We start from the raw sequence: 13578 nt of genomic DNA, 5'->3' as shown, positions 1-13578 counted from the left end.
TGGCGAGCCGGAACACTCTCAGCGTCCCCCGTCTCATCGGCCGAGGGCTCCCTCCGACGAGTCGGAGCGGAACGGAACGATCGAAGCGGAGTTCGCGTCCCGAGGGAGGCCGCTCGTCGGTCCCCGGAGCGCGCGGAGGGCGAACAGAATCGTCGCGAGGTCTACGAGCTCCTGGGTGAGCGCGCCTGCGACTGCCGGGATCACACCGGTCATCGCGACGAGCATGAGGCCGACGCTGAGGCCGATGCCGATCCAGATCGCCGTCAGAGCGACGCGCAGGGTGTGTCTGGCGATCGCGATGGCGTCGGTCACCTTCGCGAGCGAGTCGACGAGGATCACGACGTCCGCGGCGTCTCCCGCAGCCGTCGCACCCTTCGCCCCCATGGCGATGCCGATGTCGGCGGCCGCGAGGACCGGCGCGTCGTTCACCCCGTCGCCCACCATGAGCACGGGGCGGGGATGCAGTTCCGCCGCGAGCTGTACCTTTTCGCCGGGCAGCAGCTCGGCGTGCACCTCGTCGATGCCGACAGCAGAGCCGATCGACTCGGCGGTTGCTTGGGCGTCGCCGGTCAGGATCGTGATCCGCTCCACACCTGCGGAGCGCAGCCAGGAGATCACCGCCGGCGATTCGGGACGGGGATCGTCCGCGAGCACCAGTGCGCCCGCGAACTGTCCGTCGACCGCGACGTACGCCGCCGCCTGGCCCGGCTTCAACTCGGTCCGGTGCATATCGGCGGCGATCGACGACACGTACCCGGGTTTGCCGACGACGACTGTTCGGCCACCCAGATCGGCCGTCACGCCGTTGGTCGCGACCTCGCTCGCGTCGCCTGCGCCGAGGAGCTCCAGGCCGCCATCGATCGCAGCCTGCCGGATGCTGCTCGCGAGGACGTGCGAGGAGTATTGCTCGGCGGAGGCGGACAGGCGCAGCAGCTCGTCGGACGAGAATCCGGCGGCGGGTCGCACCGCGACGAGCGTCGGCTTTCCCCGCGTGAGCGTTCCGGTCTTGTCGAAAGCGGCTGACCGCACACCGGCCAATTGCTCGATCACGGCACCGCCTTTCATGATCACTCCGCTCTTGGCCGACCGTGAGAGGCCCCCTAGGAACGCGACCGGTGCCGCGATCAGCAGCGGGCACGGTGTCGCCAGCACCAGCACCTCCGCGAACCTGGTCGGATCCCCGGAGATGGCCCAGGCCGTCCCGGCCAGCACGAGCGAGACGGCGGTGAACGGAATCGCGAAGCGGTCCGCGAGACGTACGACGGGCGCGCGCGACTCCTCGGCGGCGTGCACAAGCGCGATGATCTGCTGATACTGACTCTCGGCGCTGCTGCGAGAAGCGCGGATCCGCACGGCACGGGTGCCGTTGATCGCTCCCGAGAGAACTTCATCGCCTGCGCTCCGGCCCACCGGCATGCTCTCCCCGGTCAATGAAGACTCGTCGAAGGTGCCGTCATCGGTGAGCAGCACCCCATCGACGGGAACGATCTCGGACGGGCGGACGAGAAGGACGTCGCCGACCAAGACCTCGTCGACGGGGACATCCTGCGCCTCTACGAGCTCCGGCCCCTCGCCCCTCGAGAGCACGTGGGCGACCCGCGGCGAACGATCCAGCAGCGCAGTGAGATCGCGTTTGGCCCTCCGCTGTGCGAAATCCTCCAGTGCCTCCCCACCCGACAGCATCAGGACGATGATCAGCGATGCGATGTACTCGTCGACCGCCAGGGTCGCCACCATCGCCACGACAGCCAGGATGTCGAGGCCCACATGGCCCTTCACCACGTCGCGAATCATGCCCACCAGCGTCCAGACCACCACGGCGCCCACCCACGCCGTCGCGATCCAGCGAGCAGCCCGAGGCTGATCCGTCGCTGCGAGCGCCACGACGATGCCCAGCATGATGACGGTCACGGTGATGACGGGGTAGATCCACAGCGAACGGAGCAGTCGCATGCCGCTCAGCATCCCAGATCGCGACGAAGCGGGGTCACGCTTGGCTCCTCGCGAGCGTCGCGATTCCGGCGGTCCTGCTCGCCGACGCGACCGCGAAGCATCTTCGAACTCGGCGGCTCGACATCCGCGGTCAGCGACAGCGAACCCATGCAGCGTCCTCGGGACGGTGTCGATCCGATGACCAGACGCCGGGAGATCGTCGTGTTCCGGGGCCGCAGGACCTACGTCCCATCTGCCCGACCGCGCGGCGGAGACACTGATGAAAGAGATACTGCCGAGGAGATGACCATGAAGACCGCAGTCGTTGATGATTTCGGAGCGCCGGCGCGTGTGGAGGAGCGGGCCATTCCGCAACCCGGTCCTGGACAGGTCCTGGTGCGGCTGGAGGCATGCGGGCTCTGCCACACCGACATCCACGCCATGCGTGGTGATTGGCCGGTGAAGCCTCACCTGCCACTCGTGCCCGGGCATGAGGGTGTCGGCATCATCGAGGCTGTCGGCGAGGGGGTGACCACGCGGACGATCGGTCAGCGAGTGGCGATGCCCTGGCTCGGGCACGCATGTGGCGAGTGCCGGTATTGCGTCGATGGTCGCGAGAACCTGTGCGAGCAGCAGTACAACAACGGCTACGCCGTGGACGGCGGATACTCCGAATACATGCTCGCCGACGCCCGCTTCGCCGTCCTCGTCCCCGACGGGGTCACCCCGCTCGATGCCGCACCGCTGACGTGCGCGGGAGTCACCACCTACGCCGCCATCAAGAATGCGCACGTCACTCCCGGTGAGACGGTCGTCGTGTTCGGTGTCGGCGGCCTGGGCCACCTGGCCGTGCAGTACGCCCGACTCGTCGGTGCGAAGGTCATCGCCGTGGACGTCACCGCTGAGAAGCTGGCGCTCGCCGCCGAGCTCGGCGCGGACCACGTCGTCAACGCCGAGCTGACCGATCCGGTCCAAGCGATCCGCGATCTGGGCGGCGCGGACGTGGCTGTGGTGCTCGCCGTCGCCCGAAAGGTGTTCGAGCAGTCGTTCGAGGCCCTCAACCGCGGGGGTCGACTGGTGCTGGTCTCGCTCCCGGCTGACGGCACGCTGACGATCCCGATCTTCGACACGGTGCTCAAGGGCATCAGCGTCATCGGCTCGATCGTCGGCACGCGGCAGGATCTCGCGGAGGTCTTCGCGCTCCACGCCGCCGGACGCACGCGCGTGATCACGCAGACCCGGGACCTCGATCAGGTGAACGCCTCGGTTGACGAGGTTCTCGCCGGCACGGTGCCTGCACGCCTGGTGTTCACCTATCACACCGCTGACGTCGTCCCGGTGACGGGTGAGGAGGGTTTGAGCGATGGATGAGAGTACAGACCCGGATCGCATCGTCGCAGGCGTGGACGGATCGGCGTCGTCGATCGCCGCCCTCCGGTACGCGGCGCGCCTGGCGGAGGCCTTCGACGCCCCCCTGGAAGCGATCACCACATGGACGTACCCGTCGTTCGCCGGTCCGGAAGTCCCGGGCTGGTATCCCGAGCAGAGTGCCGCCGACACGCTGGACGCTGCCATCGAGAGGGCGTTCGGCGCTTCGCCACCCGAGGGACTCACGCGAACCGTCCTCGTCGGCCCTGCCGCGCGGACGCTGATCGACGTCAGTGATCGCGCCGGAATGCTCGTGCTCGGCAGTCGCGGGCACGGCGGCTTCGCCGGGCTGCTGCTCGGGTCCGTCAGCACGGCGTGCGCGGAGTACGCGCATTGCCCTGTCGTCGTCGTCCACGGACGAAGCGAGGGACTCGCGCAGGGCGCCGCTGCGGCGGAACGTTGAGAGTGCCGTCATGCGTGCACTAGTCGTCTACGAGTCGATGTTCGGGAACACTCACCGGATCGCCGACGCGATCGCCGATGGCATGGCCGACGGGTCGGACGTTTCCGTGTTCGATGTCTCCGATGCGCCGCAACGCGTGCCCGACGACGTGGATCTGCTCGTCGTCGGCGGACCAACCCACGCGTTCTCGATGTCGCGACTCGCGACTCGGAGAGGCGCGGCTCGACGCGGCGGCGCTTACACGGATGTGCCCGAAGGGCTGCGCGAATGGCTCCACGCCCTCCCTGCGCCCCCGTCGGCCTGTGCTTTCGCGGCATTCGACACCCGCGTGGACATGCCGCTCCTGCCGGGCGCGGCGTCGCAGAGCGCCGCCCGTGTCGCCAGGAAGCTCGGATTGGAGGTCGTCGACACCGCGAGCTTTCTGGTCGAAGGCTACGAGGGCCCTCTCGTCGGCGGACAGCTCCAGCGCGCCCGGGAATGGGGCCATGGTCTGACAGAGCAGCTCGCGGGGTGACCGGCGGTCGCTGGTCGGTGACTGGCGAACCAGAGGTGCCTTGTGACGGGCACCCGCCGAATGGATCCGTGGAGATGACATGTCGATCAACACCGGGGCACGTGCACCTCGCCGCGCGATCAGGAGCTCACCGCAGGAGTGGTCGTCGCGGGTGGTGGGCTTCCTCAAGACAGCCGTCGAGGCGTGCGGAGGCTGAGCGCGCCCGAACGCGATGGGCGTGATCTCGCCTCTGCTCGGCCGAGCACGGGTGCGGCTGCGGCGATCGACCGGACCTCGAGCGAGTCACGACGTGAGCGCGACCAGCTCGCGACGGATCGCTGCGCTGACGACGGCCTCGTCGAGGTAGCCGGCGTCGAAGTGGACGCCGAGACAGAGTCGTCCCGCGTACGAGACCGCCGCGACCCCCAGCCGCACATTGGCGGCCAGCACGGCGACCGGCCAGAGCTGCAGCAGCGCAGCGCCCGCCATGCTCAGCCTGTGATCCGGACCAGGCACGTTCGTCACGAAGCCTCCGACCAGGTGCTGCCGGTGCGCTATCCGATCCATCACCCGCGCCCCGAGCGGGCCTCGCATCAGCTCGAGCGTGCCCTGCTGCCGCGCCTGGACCTTCTGGATACGCGTCTGCGCGGCGATCCGGGCGAGGGCCTCATGGGGTGACGCCGCGTCCAGGGGCAACCGGACGAGCATCACCCCGACCTGGTTGCGCGAAGCGCCCCGTCGCTCGAGGGCGACGGGAACGGAGACCGGCAGTTCAGCGGGCATCGGGCCACCGGCCTGCGTCAGCGCTGCTCGGTAGCCGGCTGCCGCGACGGCGAGGATCGCGTCGTTCACCGTCGCCGCATCGCCGTGCGCCGTGGCCCTGATGCGCTCGAGGTCGGCATCCGCGAAGATCACGCCGTGATGGCAGCTGCGCGCGCCGAGAAGCACCGTATCGGGCAGACCGCGCGCGGTGAGAGTCGTCACCGTGCGGCGCACCCCGAACAGCGCGGCACCCAGGCGATCCATCGGTGACGAGCGTGGCGCTGGCGGTTGTACCGGGGGAGCGGGGGAGTGAGCGTCGTCATCCAGCAGTCGCCGGACCACCTCAGCCGCCGCGATGCCGTCCGCGATCGCATGATGGATGCGGAAGATCACGGCGGCGCCTGCCGGCGTCGGCGCGACCAGCAGCTCCCACAGCGGCCGCGACCGCGGGAGGGGCTCGACCATGAGTTCGGCGCATCGGAGTTCGAGATCGCTCAGGTCGTCGATCCTCGGCAGAAGGCGCACGTGTAATCGAAGGTCGGGCTGGCGCTCCGCCCACTCATGCCGCCGTCCCACCGGCACTGGCACCTGGCACAGGGCTGGGATGTCTGCGATGCGACGCCGGACGGCCTCGCGGAGCACCACCAGATCCAGCCCGCCGTGCTCAAAGACGAACCCGCCGGGACCGAGCAGGCCCGCGATGAGGAAGACGTTGACCTGGCCCGAGTGATCCAGTACCAGGTTGGCTTCGTCGACCGGCCTCAGCATCTCTTCGCGTCGCACGTCAGACCTCCCTCCCGCACCGTGCCGGCGGCATCCGCTCGACACATTCGGCTCAGGAGCCGACGCGATCAGCAGTCGTGCATCGGGCGCACAGGCCGGGCGTTACGTCCATTGGTCGTTGGTCGACGCCATGTATCGATCCGGTTCCGGCCTGCGTTCGAATCGCCGTCCTGTCACGGAGTCAGGAGTGATCTGAACCCAGCGGTACTTCAGCGTCGGAATCCAGGGCGTCAGGGGAAGCGCGTCGAGCGCATCGATTTCGCGTTGCAGCTCCACACGCCGCGCCGTGCCCTTCAGCACCACGCTCGCGGCGGAGACGTCGTCGTGCTCATCGGCTTCGAAGGCGACGCGCGGGTGCGCCGAGAGTCCCGCAAGCTTGGATCCGGGGGCTGTGCGAAAGTACAGGCGACCGCCGTCGATCACGTAATTGATCGGGAAGATCTCGAGGTCGCCCCCCGCCGTCACCGCCAGTCGTCCGAGCTCGTTGCGCGCCAGAAGAGCCCAGCACGCCTCTTCATCCAACTGCGTGACGACGTCATCGGCGTTCTCCATGATCGCTCCCTCACTCCAGGGTGGCCCTCTCCGTCTGAGTAAACCCGCCGCGGGCGCGATTCGATCGGGTCGAAGGTCCCGCGGAGCCGGGAACCCTCTTCCGCCTGACCTTCACGCACTTGCGGGCCGGTCGTCGCTCTCGTGGTCGGCGACGGGCCACGAGATCAGCGTGCGCCAGGCGGTCGGATCGGGCTCGGCATCCGGATCGCTCAGATAGCTCTCCCAGATGACGTCGGCCGGCTCCCAGCCTTCCGCGGCGAAGCAGCCCTCGATGACGGGCTGAGAAGCCGGGACGAAGGTCCCGGCGGGGCGCGGCGGCGCCTCCTACGGTGAGCACATTGACACGGTGATCACTGGGCAGGGAGCACGCCATGAAGGTTCTCATCGCTTATGCCAGTCGGCACGGCTCCACGGCCGGAATCGCAGAACGGGTCGCCGCCGAGCTGACGGCCGCCGGTGTCGAAGCGGAGGCGATGCGGACTGAAGACGTCCACGACGTCGAGCAGTACGACGCCTTCGTCGTCGGTGCCGCGGCTTACGTCTTCCACTGGATGAAAGATGCGACCCGGTTCGTCAAGAGGCACAAGGCGGTCCTGGCTTCACGCCCGCTCTGGCTGTTCAGCAGTGGACCGCTCGGCACAGACACCGTCGACGCCGAGGGCCGCGACGTCCTGGAGTCCAGCCGGCCGAAGGAGTTCGAAGAACTCAGCTCGGCACTGCACCCTCGTGACGAGCGGGTCTTCTTCGGGGCATGGGATCCGGATGCCCCGCCCGTCGGCGCCGCGGAGCACCTGATGAAGCTCGTACCCGCGGGAGCGGAGGCCTTGCCCGCCGGCGACTTCAGAGACTGGGCGGCGATCGACGCCTGGGCGCGAACAATCGCAACCGAGCTCGAGGACCCAGGTCGACCCGGGTGAAGTCTGGCGGGTGGCAACTAAGGAATTCGGGCTGAAAAGAAGACCTGATCAGAGGACATAAGAATGTCGCTCCCCCTGGAGGGACTTGAACACGACTGAGCATAATGCTCAATCCTACCGATACCTACAAGAACCGCGGAATTACAGGGCTTTCGAGAGAGCTGGCCGACACCGCGCAGCAGTCGGAAGCAGGTCCCGGCAAACAGTTTGCGGGCAAAATGCGGGCAGCAATCCGCAGAAAATCAGGGGTCTCAGCGATGGTCAAGCGCACTGCGCAGGGCTGTCGAACAGACAGATTCTTCGCCAGCTACCTGAGAGCACATTGCGTAACGCAAAGCCGTGTCCGTCGTGATGTATGAGCAAAATGCTCAATCATCTACTTTGCTCCGAGCCCCGTGAAATCGGCCCACGTGGCACCTGCCAGGGTTGTGCTCATCGCCCGATCGACGGACCCCCGGGCCCGGACGGGCCGTAGTACGGCCCTGTTGCGTGTGGCCTCAGCGGGTTGTACGGGTCCACTGCCGGCGCACGCCGAGGCTCCTGGATCCGCACCTCCGGCGCGAGACCCGCATCGCGGGCGCGAGTCATGAGGCGGGTTGCGGTGCTCTGGCTGATCTTGAGAGTGTCGCTGATGAGCTTGAGTGGGGGGTAGCTGATCGCCATAGCGACGCGATAGACGGCGATCGCGGCGTGCAGGGACTCCAAGGGTTCGCGTTCCTCCTGCGCCTGCACGCGGCTGAGATACTCTCGCACCGGGATGCGAGAGCGATCGTCGATACCCTCCCCGCTGACGTCGACGGTGACGACCTCGAGGGCTGACCTCGTCATGATCCAATGCGTGCGCACCTCGCGCAGCACTTGGCTGGTGATGTCGACGCCTTCCGCTTCGCGCTCAAGGGCGGCGAACACAACGGCCGTGCGGCCAAGCGCAGCGTCCCACTCCACGCGCACGGTGATCGTGCCGGGCACGTCCTGCTCGCCTGACACCCGCGCGTGCCACGACTTCGGCAGCGTTACGCCGCTGCCGAGGTCGATGCGTTCGTCGCTGAAGTCATATGCCTCGACGTCTGCCATGGAGCCCACTATTCCAGGTCGGCGACGATTCGCGAAGAAGACTGTCGATCTTGGCTCACGGTTGTGGTAGCTTGCGATGAAGGGAGACTGACACTGCTGGCTCACAGGAAGGAAGGGCGATGAACCGGTCACAGGACTGCCTGGCTCTGACAATGAAAGATGCCGCGAAGCTCGTCGGCGTCGACTACCGCACGATCAAGCTCGGCATCGAGAACGGGACCATCCCCACGATCCAGCTGGGCCCCCGCCGCATGATCCCTCGCGCCCCGCTGCTGCGGGCCTTCGGCGTCGACGCTTGACCGGTGGCTAATGGCTGGAGCTACGGGTTGGTCTTTCGAGGCTGAGGACGCGTTGCCCCTGACGCGTTGTTCGCGGCTCGATGCTCCATCCTGATTCAAGGTTCGGGTCTCCGGCGGAACTCCGTTCTGACTCTTCGTTTGCGCAAGTGAAACCCACGCGAGCCCGATCGCACGTTGCCAACCCCGCCCGTGCGGTGGATGGCTCAGAGCCACCAACTGAAGGCGCCCGCGTCGCGCTCGCATCTGCGACCGATGCACGCCTCTCCCGCGCGGCCAGACAACGAGCGGCGTCGCGTTCGCGACTAGGTTTCTGTATTCCCATATCGGCGCCCTACGCGCCGATATGGTGAGCAGATGAGTGGTGATGTGATCGGGGACGTCGACTCGACCGATGACGTGGAGTCTGACGAGATCGGTGCTCTCTCCCGCGTCCTCGGCGATGTCTTTCGCCTCGAGGTGAGCTTGAACGGCGATGAAGTCGAGTTTCGAGGTAGGCAACCTGGACAATCAGCAGATCTGGTCTTGGAGAAGAAGTCACGGACCGACGTTCTGAAGGTGCTCGCTGAGATTGAACGACTTCGGTCATCTGAGTCACTCGGGCTGGCATTCATCACAGACACGACGTTCGAGGTCGCCGTGGACGAATCCTCTCTCGGAAGGCCTTTACGGGCGCGCGACGACCTGATCCTTGAAAATGCCGCGGAAGGGCTCTTCTATCGGCTTGGGCGACCCAGCACTGCCTTCAGCATCGCCTGTGCAAAGTTGATGACTGACATCCCGAGGCGAGATCGACCGATGATGCCAACGCTATTGCGCTATGGTCGGTCACCGTCCGGTCAGGCAGAAATTGTTGATCCGTTCGTCTTAATCGCCGATTGGGTCCGGCTTTCGACGTTGCGCATCGAGAGCACCAAGAAGCGAAGCGAAGCCGACTGGCGCGTTCTTTCCGAGTCCCTCTTCTTCCACCTTGGTTTCAACCTCGACCTGGCACTCACCCCGCGACAGTCCGCGACAGAATTGTCCCGCTCGAGTCGGATTCAGAGACTGCGGCGCACTATGACAGACGAGCTTGATGCGCCGCGGCGGACGTATATCCCCGAGATAGTTCGCAGCTATCAAGTGGCGCTAGGGTCTGAGAGCCCTATGCTGTCGTACTTATCCTTCTATCACGTCGCTGAGCATTGGTTCGAAGACGTCTTTCTCGACGATGTGGCAACTCGCGTCCAGCTCGCCATTACTTCGCCAGACTTCTCAGCGAGGCGAAAGAAGGACATCCGCGGCGTCATCCGTACTGTGAGCAAGTCTCTTCGTGCGAGGGACGAGAGCGTAGTGATCAACGAGGCCACGGCGCTCCAGCTGACTCTCGAGAAGTACGTAGACCTAGCGTCGCTCGCCGACTCGATATCGACGTTCGATGCTTCGTTGCTTGAGTACTACGCGCACACGCCTGTCGGATTTTCATCCGGAGACACCGTCGACCTCAGGTCACCGCACGATCAGCGCTACAAACGCCTTGCTCAACGCATCTATAAGACTAGGAATGCCCTCGTTCATCGCAAGGATGGCGACAAGTCCCGTTACACACCGTTTAAAGACGACCACGCGCTTCGTCGCGAGATCCCGTTGATCCGGTTCGTTTCGGAGGCAGTCATCATCGGTAGCAGCTCAGTAATTTAGGGTCCGAAAGCGAAGCCTCTCAGAACAGGCACCGGAGTGCTCGAGTGTCACCTGGCAGCCAAGGTGGTACCTGGCGACGAAGGGAGAGTGACACTGGTCTCAGAAGGGCGGGACCATGAACCGGTGACCAGACTGTCTAGCACCGAAATAAAGGATGCCGCGAAGCTCGTCGGCGTTGACTACCGCACGATCAGGCTTGGCATCGAAAGCGGGACAATCCCCACCGTTCAACTCGGCCCGCGCCGGATGTTCCCCGCGTTCCGCTGCTGCGCCTTCGGCGTCGACATCTGATAGCGGTGCGACGGGCGGAGCTCGCCGCGTGTAACCGCCCGACAGGCCGGCGTGATGCGCGAGCGCGACGAGCGGGAGTCGCTCCCTCGTCGGACTTTCCTCTAAGGCGCTGGCTCCAGCCCGGTGGTCGCCCTATGCGCTCGGGAACGCGCGGGCGATCTGGGTATGTATGCGGTCGACATCGATGGGCTGCGGCGCCGCGTCCATCATGCGCTGGACCAGCAGGCGCGGCCACACAACGTGGACACCGTCGACGCTGAAGGAGCCGCCGATCAGTGACCAGTCGGCTTCAAGAAAACACAGCACGCCGGTCACCGGAGGCACTGCTTCTTCGAGCGCCGCAGTCACTCGTTCGACCTGGGACTGCACTCCTTGTACCAGCTTGGTGCCGTCTCGTCCGCCGATACGGAGAGACTCGACACGCGGCCGAATGATGCCACCTTCCACCTCCAGCGCGGGACGCTTACCCATATACCGCTTCGCGTCGATCACCCAGACCCCGGTCGGGCCGATCACAATGTGATCGATGTTCGCTCGGGTGCCTCGGATGCGGCGGTCATGCAGCGTCCGGAAGGTGTCGGGCAGGTCCCCCAGACGGCGCGCCAGCAGCTCTTCACCGATGGCGCCGCGTTCCCACGCTTTCGTGCTCTGCGGGTCATCGGTGAGCGCGAGGATCAGCCCGCCGAGCTTCGGATGGTCTGTACGGATCCGCCGTTCCCGGTTGTCTCGGCGGCGCTCGTATTCGCGTCGCGCGGATGCCCCCGCCTCGCCTCGGTCCGCACCAGTGAACTCCGCCGCGCAGTCAATACAGCGAAGTCTTTTCGAGTCGCGCTCGTAGACCGCTTCCTCGCCGGCGGAGATCTGCCGGGTGCAGAGCCGGCACGTTCCGGCGTACCGTAGCCGCATGCGTTTATCGTCTGGCCCCAGTTCCAGCGTCACGACGCGAACGTAGCAGGCCGGTTCGCCGGAACTGCGTTATCGCCAGGCGAGGCCGCGCGCTTCTAGGTACGCCAACTCCCACCCACATGCTGGCCATCATGGCGCTCCTGCACCGCGAAGCCGGATCCCTATTCGGGCATTGCGCGCTCGGGGCCCGACGCGAGCGGCGCCGAGTGCGTGCGTTTGGTCCCGCTTGCGTGCGGGTTTGGGCGCGGCTGAGGATCGTTTCGCGCTGGCGGCCGTGCTTTGCGAGTCGTGACTCGACTTGGGCACGCTACGCGTGCTGAGCGCCCGCCTCGTCTTCATCTACTTCGGTGGACGCCATAGAGAGCAGCGTGATTACCGCCAGCCCGGCAAGCGAGGTTGCGGAGAGGATCCAGCTGAAGATGCCCCACACGCCTTCCAGTCCACCTGTTTGCGTCCCCCCGACGACAAATCCGAGGCCGATGACGGAGGTCTCGAGAAGCACGAGAATCCCGTGTCGGAACCACCGTTGCCGGCGGACCTTCATTCGCAAGGCCCGTCGTTCTATGACGAGAGTGACAATCACGAGGGGAAGAACCGTTGCGAGGACCTGACAGGTGTCGGCGTTCATCACCACTCTCTCCTACTTCAGGCGCCCGATGGCGCGGGTCAAGATGCCCTCGATGGCAGCGAGGCCGCGGAGCCGCAGCGTTGCCTTCTTTGTACTTCGTTGCCGAACGATCGCCCGCCAGTCTTCGCGCTGCTCAGCGATCGGCGTTCGTGCGTCGCCCACTGCAAGGGCGTTCTCGTAGGGACAGTAGGGACCGGAGGGTGCCGCGGAGTGCTCGAGCGTGTGGGTCGACAGGAGGTAGCGAAGCGGAGCCGAGACGCCGCGGCCGCCGGGATGGGCGGTGAGGCTCACGAATTGCGCGAGGAGAGCGGCGCTGACGCTGGAGGAGAGTGCAGCGACATTCTGCCGCGAAGGCGCTTCTCGATTCGCGCCGGCGATGTACTCGGGGTCGTCGAGGAGCCCGTTCTTGTCGAGAGCGACGTCTCCGAGGACGAGTTGCCCGAGACAAGCCATGCAGGGTCGGCCAGGTACAAGGGTGTGTGCTCGCCAGATGCCATTACGCATGCGCCCGTCGCGGAAGGTGTCGAGGGCGATGCCGCCATCGATGACGGGGATCAGGTCCGAGTAGGCGATCTCATTGAGAACCGCACGCGGCCACGGCCGATCAACGCACGAGAAGATCACGTCGTAATCCAGCGCCATGCTCACGCCAGCCGGGTCGGTGATGCTGACCTCGTGCGTGCTAACGCGGAACCTTCGGGCGGTCGCCGCCGATTTCATCAGGCGCGCGGCGACGTCTACCTTGGCGCGTCCGAGGGCGGCATCGAGGCGTGTTGCGCCGATCATGCGATCCAAGTTGACGATTTCGACGGCGTCGTAATCCATGACACCGATCTCTTCGATGCCCGTGGCGGCGAGACGCTGGGCGACGTCGAGCCCGACGCTTCCCGCGCCCACGACGAGGATCCGGAGCCGTGCGATCGATTTCTGCGTGCTCTCGCCCCACGATGAAACCGTCCGCTGTTGGGAACGAGTCACCGCCGGGATGCCGCGAAGCTGGTCGTTCCAAGTGACCTTGAGCTTCGCCGACACTGTTCGTACAGATTCGGCCCAGGACGGGGCGGTCCGGTCGAACCAGAATCGTGCTGACCACGCCTCGTCGGCGCCGCCCAGTGTCATGCCGACGAGCGGCGTCTTCGTGATGGTTCGCGCGACGCGCTCGTACTCGGACTCTGTGTTGCGGTCCATGTCGCTGAGTCGCTGCCAGCCCGCGCTGTGCGGGTGCGAGTGCAGGAGAATTAGGCCATGCCCGAGTGCCTGAGCTTCGACTGACGCACGCAGGACATATGCGCTAGTAAACGAGGCGTTGCCATGTAGGTGGCGCTCGCCTTCGCGAGGAAGGATCACCGTCTTGACGAGCGCCGTGGTGCGCTCGGATCCGGTGGAGAGTGCGTAGGTCGCGATCAGCACGTCTTCTTGCCCGTCCTCCCGCA

The 13578-nt window shown here is 66.0% G+C and carries 14 protein-coding genes; 7 read left to right on the top strand and 7 right to left on the bottom strand.

Annotated features, from left to right (window positions below):
* Positions 1-33 precede the first annotated feature (33 nt).
* The gene (locus MRBLWH3_RS16275; protein WP_363434113.1) at positions 34-1953 is read right to left on the bottom strand and encodes a heavy metal translocating P-type ATPase; all 1920 of its coding nucleotides are present in this window, start codon (positions 1951-1953) and stop codon (positions 34-36) included.
* Positions 1954-2241: 288 nt separating this feature from the next.
* Here MRBLWH3_RS16275 and MRBLWH3_RS16270 point away from each other — a divergent pair, with 288 nt between their 5' ends.
* Genes MRBLWH3_RS16270 through MRBLWH3_RS16260 form a run of 3 tightly spaced genes read left to right on the top strand, consistent with a single transcriptional unit; the run spans position 2242 to position 4277 of the window.
* Positions 2242-3303, top strand: a complete 1062-nt coding sequence (locus MRBLWH3_RS16270) for a zinc-dependent alcohol dehydrogenase (protein WP_363434110.1) — start codon at positions 2242-2244, stop codon at positions 3301-3303.
* Positions 3296-3763, top strand: coding sequence for a universal stress protein (locus MRBLWH3_RS16265; protein WP_363434107.1), 468 nt, complete (start codon positions 3296-3298; stop codon positions 3761-3763). Before MRBLWH3_RS16270 ends, MRBLWH3_RS16265 begins: the two co-directional genes overlap by 8 nt.
* Before the next feature lie 10 nt (positions 3764-3773).
* A complete protein-coding gene (locus MRBLWH3_RS16260; RefSeq protein WP_363434105.1) occupies positions 3774-4277 on the top strand; it encodes a flavodoxin family protein in 504 nt (167 codons plus the stop codon).
* A 282-nt stretch (positions 4278-4559) separates the two neighbouring features.
* Here MRBLWH3_RS16260 and MRBLWH3_RS16255 read toward each other — a convergent pair whose 3' ends face one another.
* Positions 4560-5801 (bottom strand): wax ester/triacylglycerol synthase domain-containing protein, encoded by a 1242-nt coding sequence (locus MRBLWH3_RS16255; RefSeq protein WP_363434103.1) that lies wholly within the window; start codon positions 5799-5801, stop codon positions 4560-4562.
* 102 nt (positions 5802-5903) lie between these two features.
* The gene (locus tag MRBLWH3_RS16250; RefSeq protein WP_363434100.1) at positions 5904-6353 is read right to left on the bottom strand and encodes a pyridoxamine 5'-phosphate oxidase family protein; all 450 of its coding nucleotides are present in this window, start codon (positions 6351-6353) and stop codon (positions 5904-5906) included.
* Positions 6354-6724: 371 nt separating this feature from the next.
* Between MRBLWH3_RS16250 and MRBLWH3_RS16245 the strand changes: the two genes are divergently transcribed.
* Complete coding sequence (locus tag MRBLWH3_RS16245) at positions 6725-7270, top strand: flavodoxin domain-containing protein (protein WP_363434097.1); 546 nt, start codon at positions 6725-6727, stop codon at positions 7268-7270.
* 432 nt (positions 7271-7702) lie between these two features.
* Here the strand turns inward: MRBLWH3_RS16245 and MRBLWH3_RS16240 are convergent, their stop codons facing one another.
* A complete protein-coding gene (locus MRBLWH3_RS16240; protein WP_363434094.1) occupies positions 7703-8344 on the bottom strand; it encodes a hypothetical protein in 642 nt (213 codons plus the stop codon).
* A 119-nt stretch (positions 8345-8463) separates the two neighbouring features.
* On the opposite strand from MRBLWH3_RS16240, the gene MRBLWH3_RS16235 reads away from it, so the two are divergent.
* From MRBLWH3_RS16235 to MRBLWH3_RS16225, 3 genes are all read left to right on the top strand, one after another.
* Positions 8464-8643, top strand: a complete 180-nt coding sequence (locus MRBLWH3_RS16235; protein ID WP_363434092.1) for an excisionase family DNA-binding protein — start codon at positions 8464-8466, stop codon at positions 8641-8643.
* 354 nt (positions 8644-8997) lie between these two features.
* A complete protein-coding gene (locus tag MRBLWH3_RS16230; RefSeq protein WP_363434089.1) occupies positions 8998-10320 on the top strand; it encodes a hypothetical protein in 1323 nt (440 codons plus the stop codon).
* Between the two features lie 123 nt (positions 10321-10443).
* Complete coding sequence (locus tag MRBLWH3_RS16225; RefSeq protein WP_363434086.1) at positions 10444-10611, top strand: DNA-binding protein; 168 nt, start codon at positions 10444-10446, stop codon at positions 10609-10611.
* Between the two features lie 132 nt (positions 10612-10743).
* Here MRBLWH3_RS16225 and MRBLWH3_RS16220 read toward each other — a convergent pair whose 3' ends face one another.
* The 3 genes from MRBLWH3_RS16220 to MRBLWH3_RS16210 all read right to left on the bottom strand — a co-directional run bounded on the left by MRBLWH3_RS16220 (position 10744) and on the right by MRBLWH3_RS16210 (position 13555).
* The gene (locus MRBLWH3_RS16220; RefSeq protein WP_363434084.1) at positions 10744-11550 is read right to left on the bottom strand and encodes a nuclease-related domain-containing protein; all 807 of its coding nucleotides are present in this window, start codon (positions 11548-11550) and stop codon (positions 10744-10746) included.
* Between the two features lie 274 nt (positions 11551-11824).
* Entirely contained in the window at positions 11825-12148 is a 324-nt protein-coding gene (locus MRBLWH3_RS16215; protein WP_363434081.1) for a hypothetical protein, read from the bottom strand.
* 9 nt (positions 12149-12157) lie between these two features.
* Positions 12158-13555 carry a ThiF family adenylyltransferase gene (locus tag MRBLWH3_RS16210; protein WP_363434078.1) on the bottom strand — a complete coding sequence of 466 codons (1398 nt, stop codon included), beginning with the start codon at positions 13553-13555 and terminating at the stop codon, positions 12158-12160.
* Positions 13556-13578: the final 23 nt, after the last annotated feature.

This window comes from Microbacterium sp. LWH3-1.2, assembly GCF_040675855.1.
GTDB lineage: Bacteria > Actinomycetota > Actinomycetes > Actinomycetales > Microbacteriaceae > Microbacterium.
This window is presented reverse-complemented; position numbering and strand designations above follow the sequence as displayed.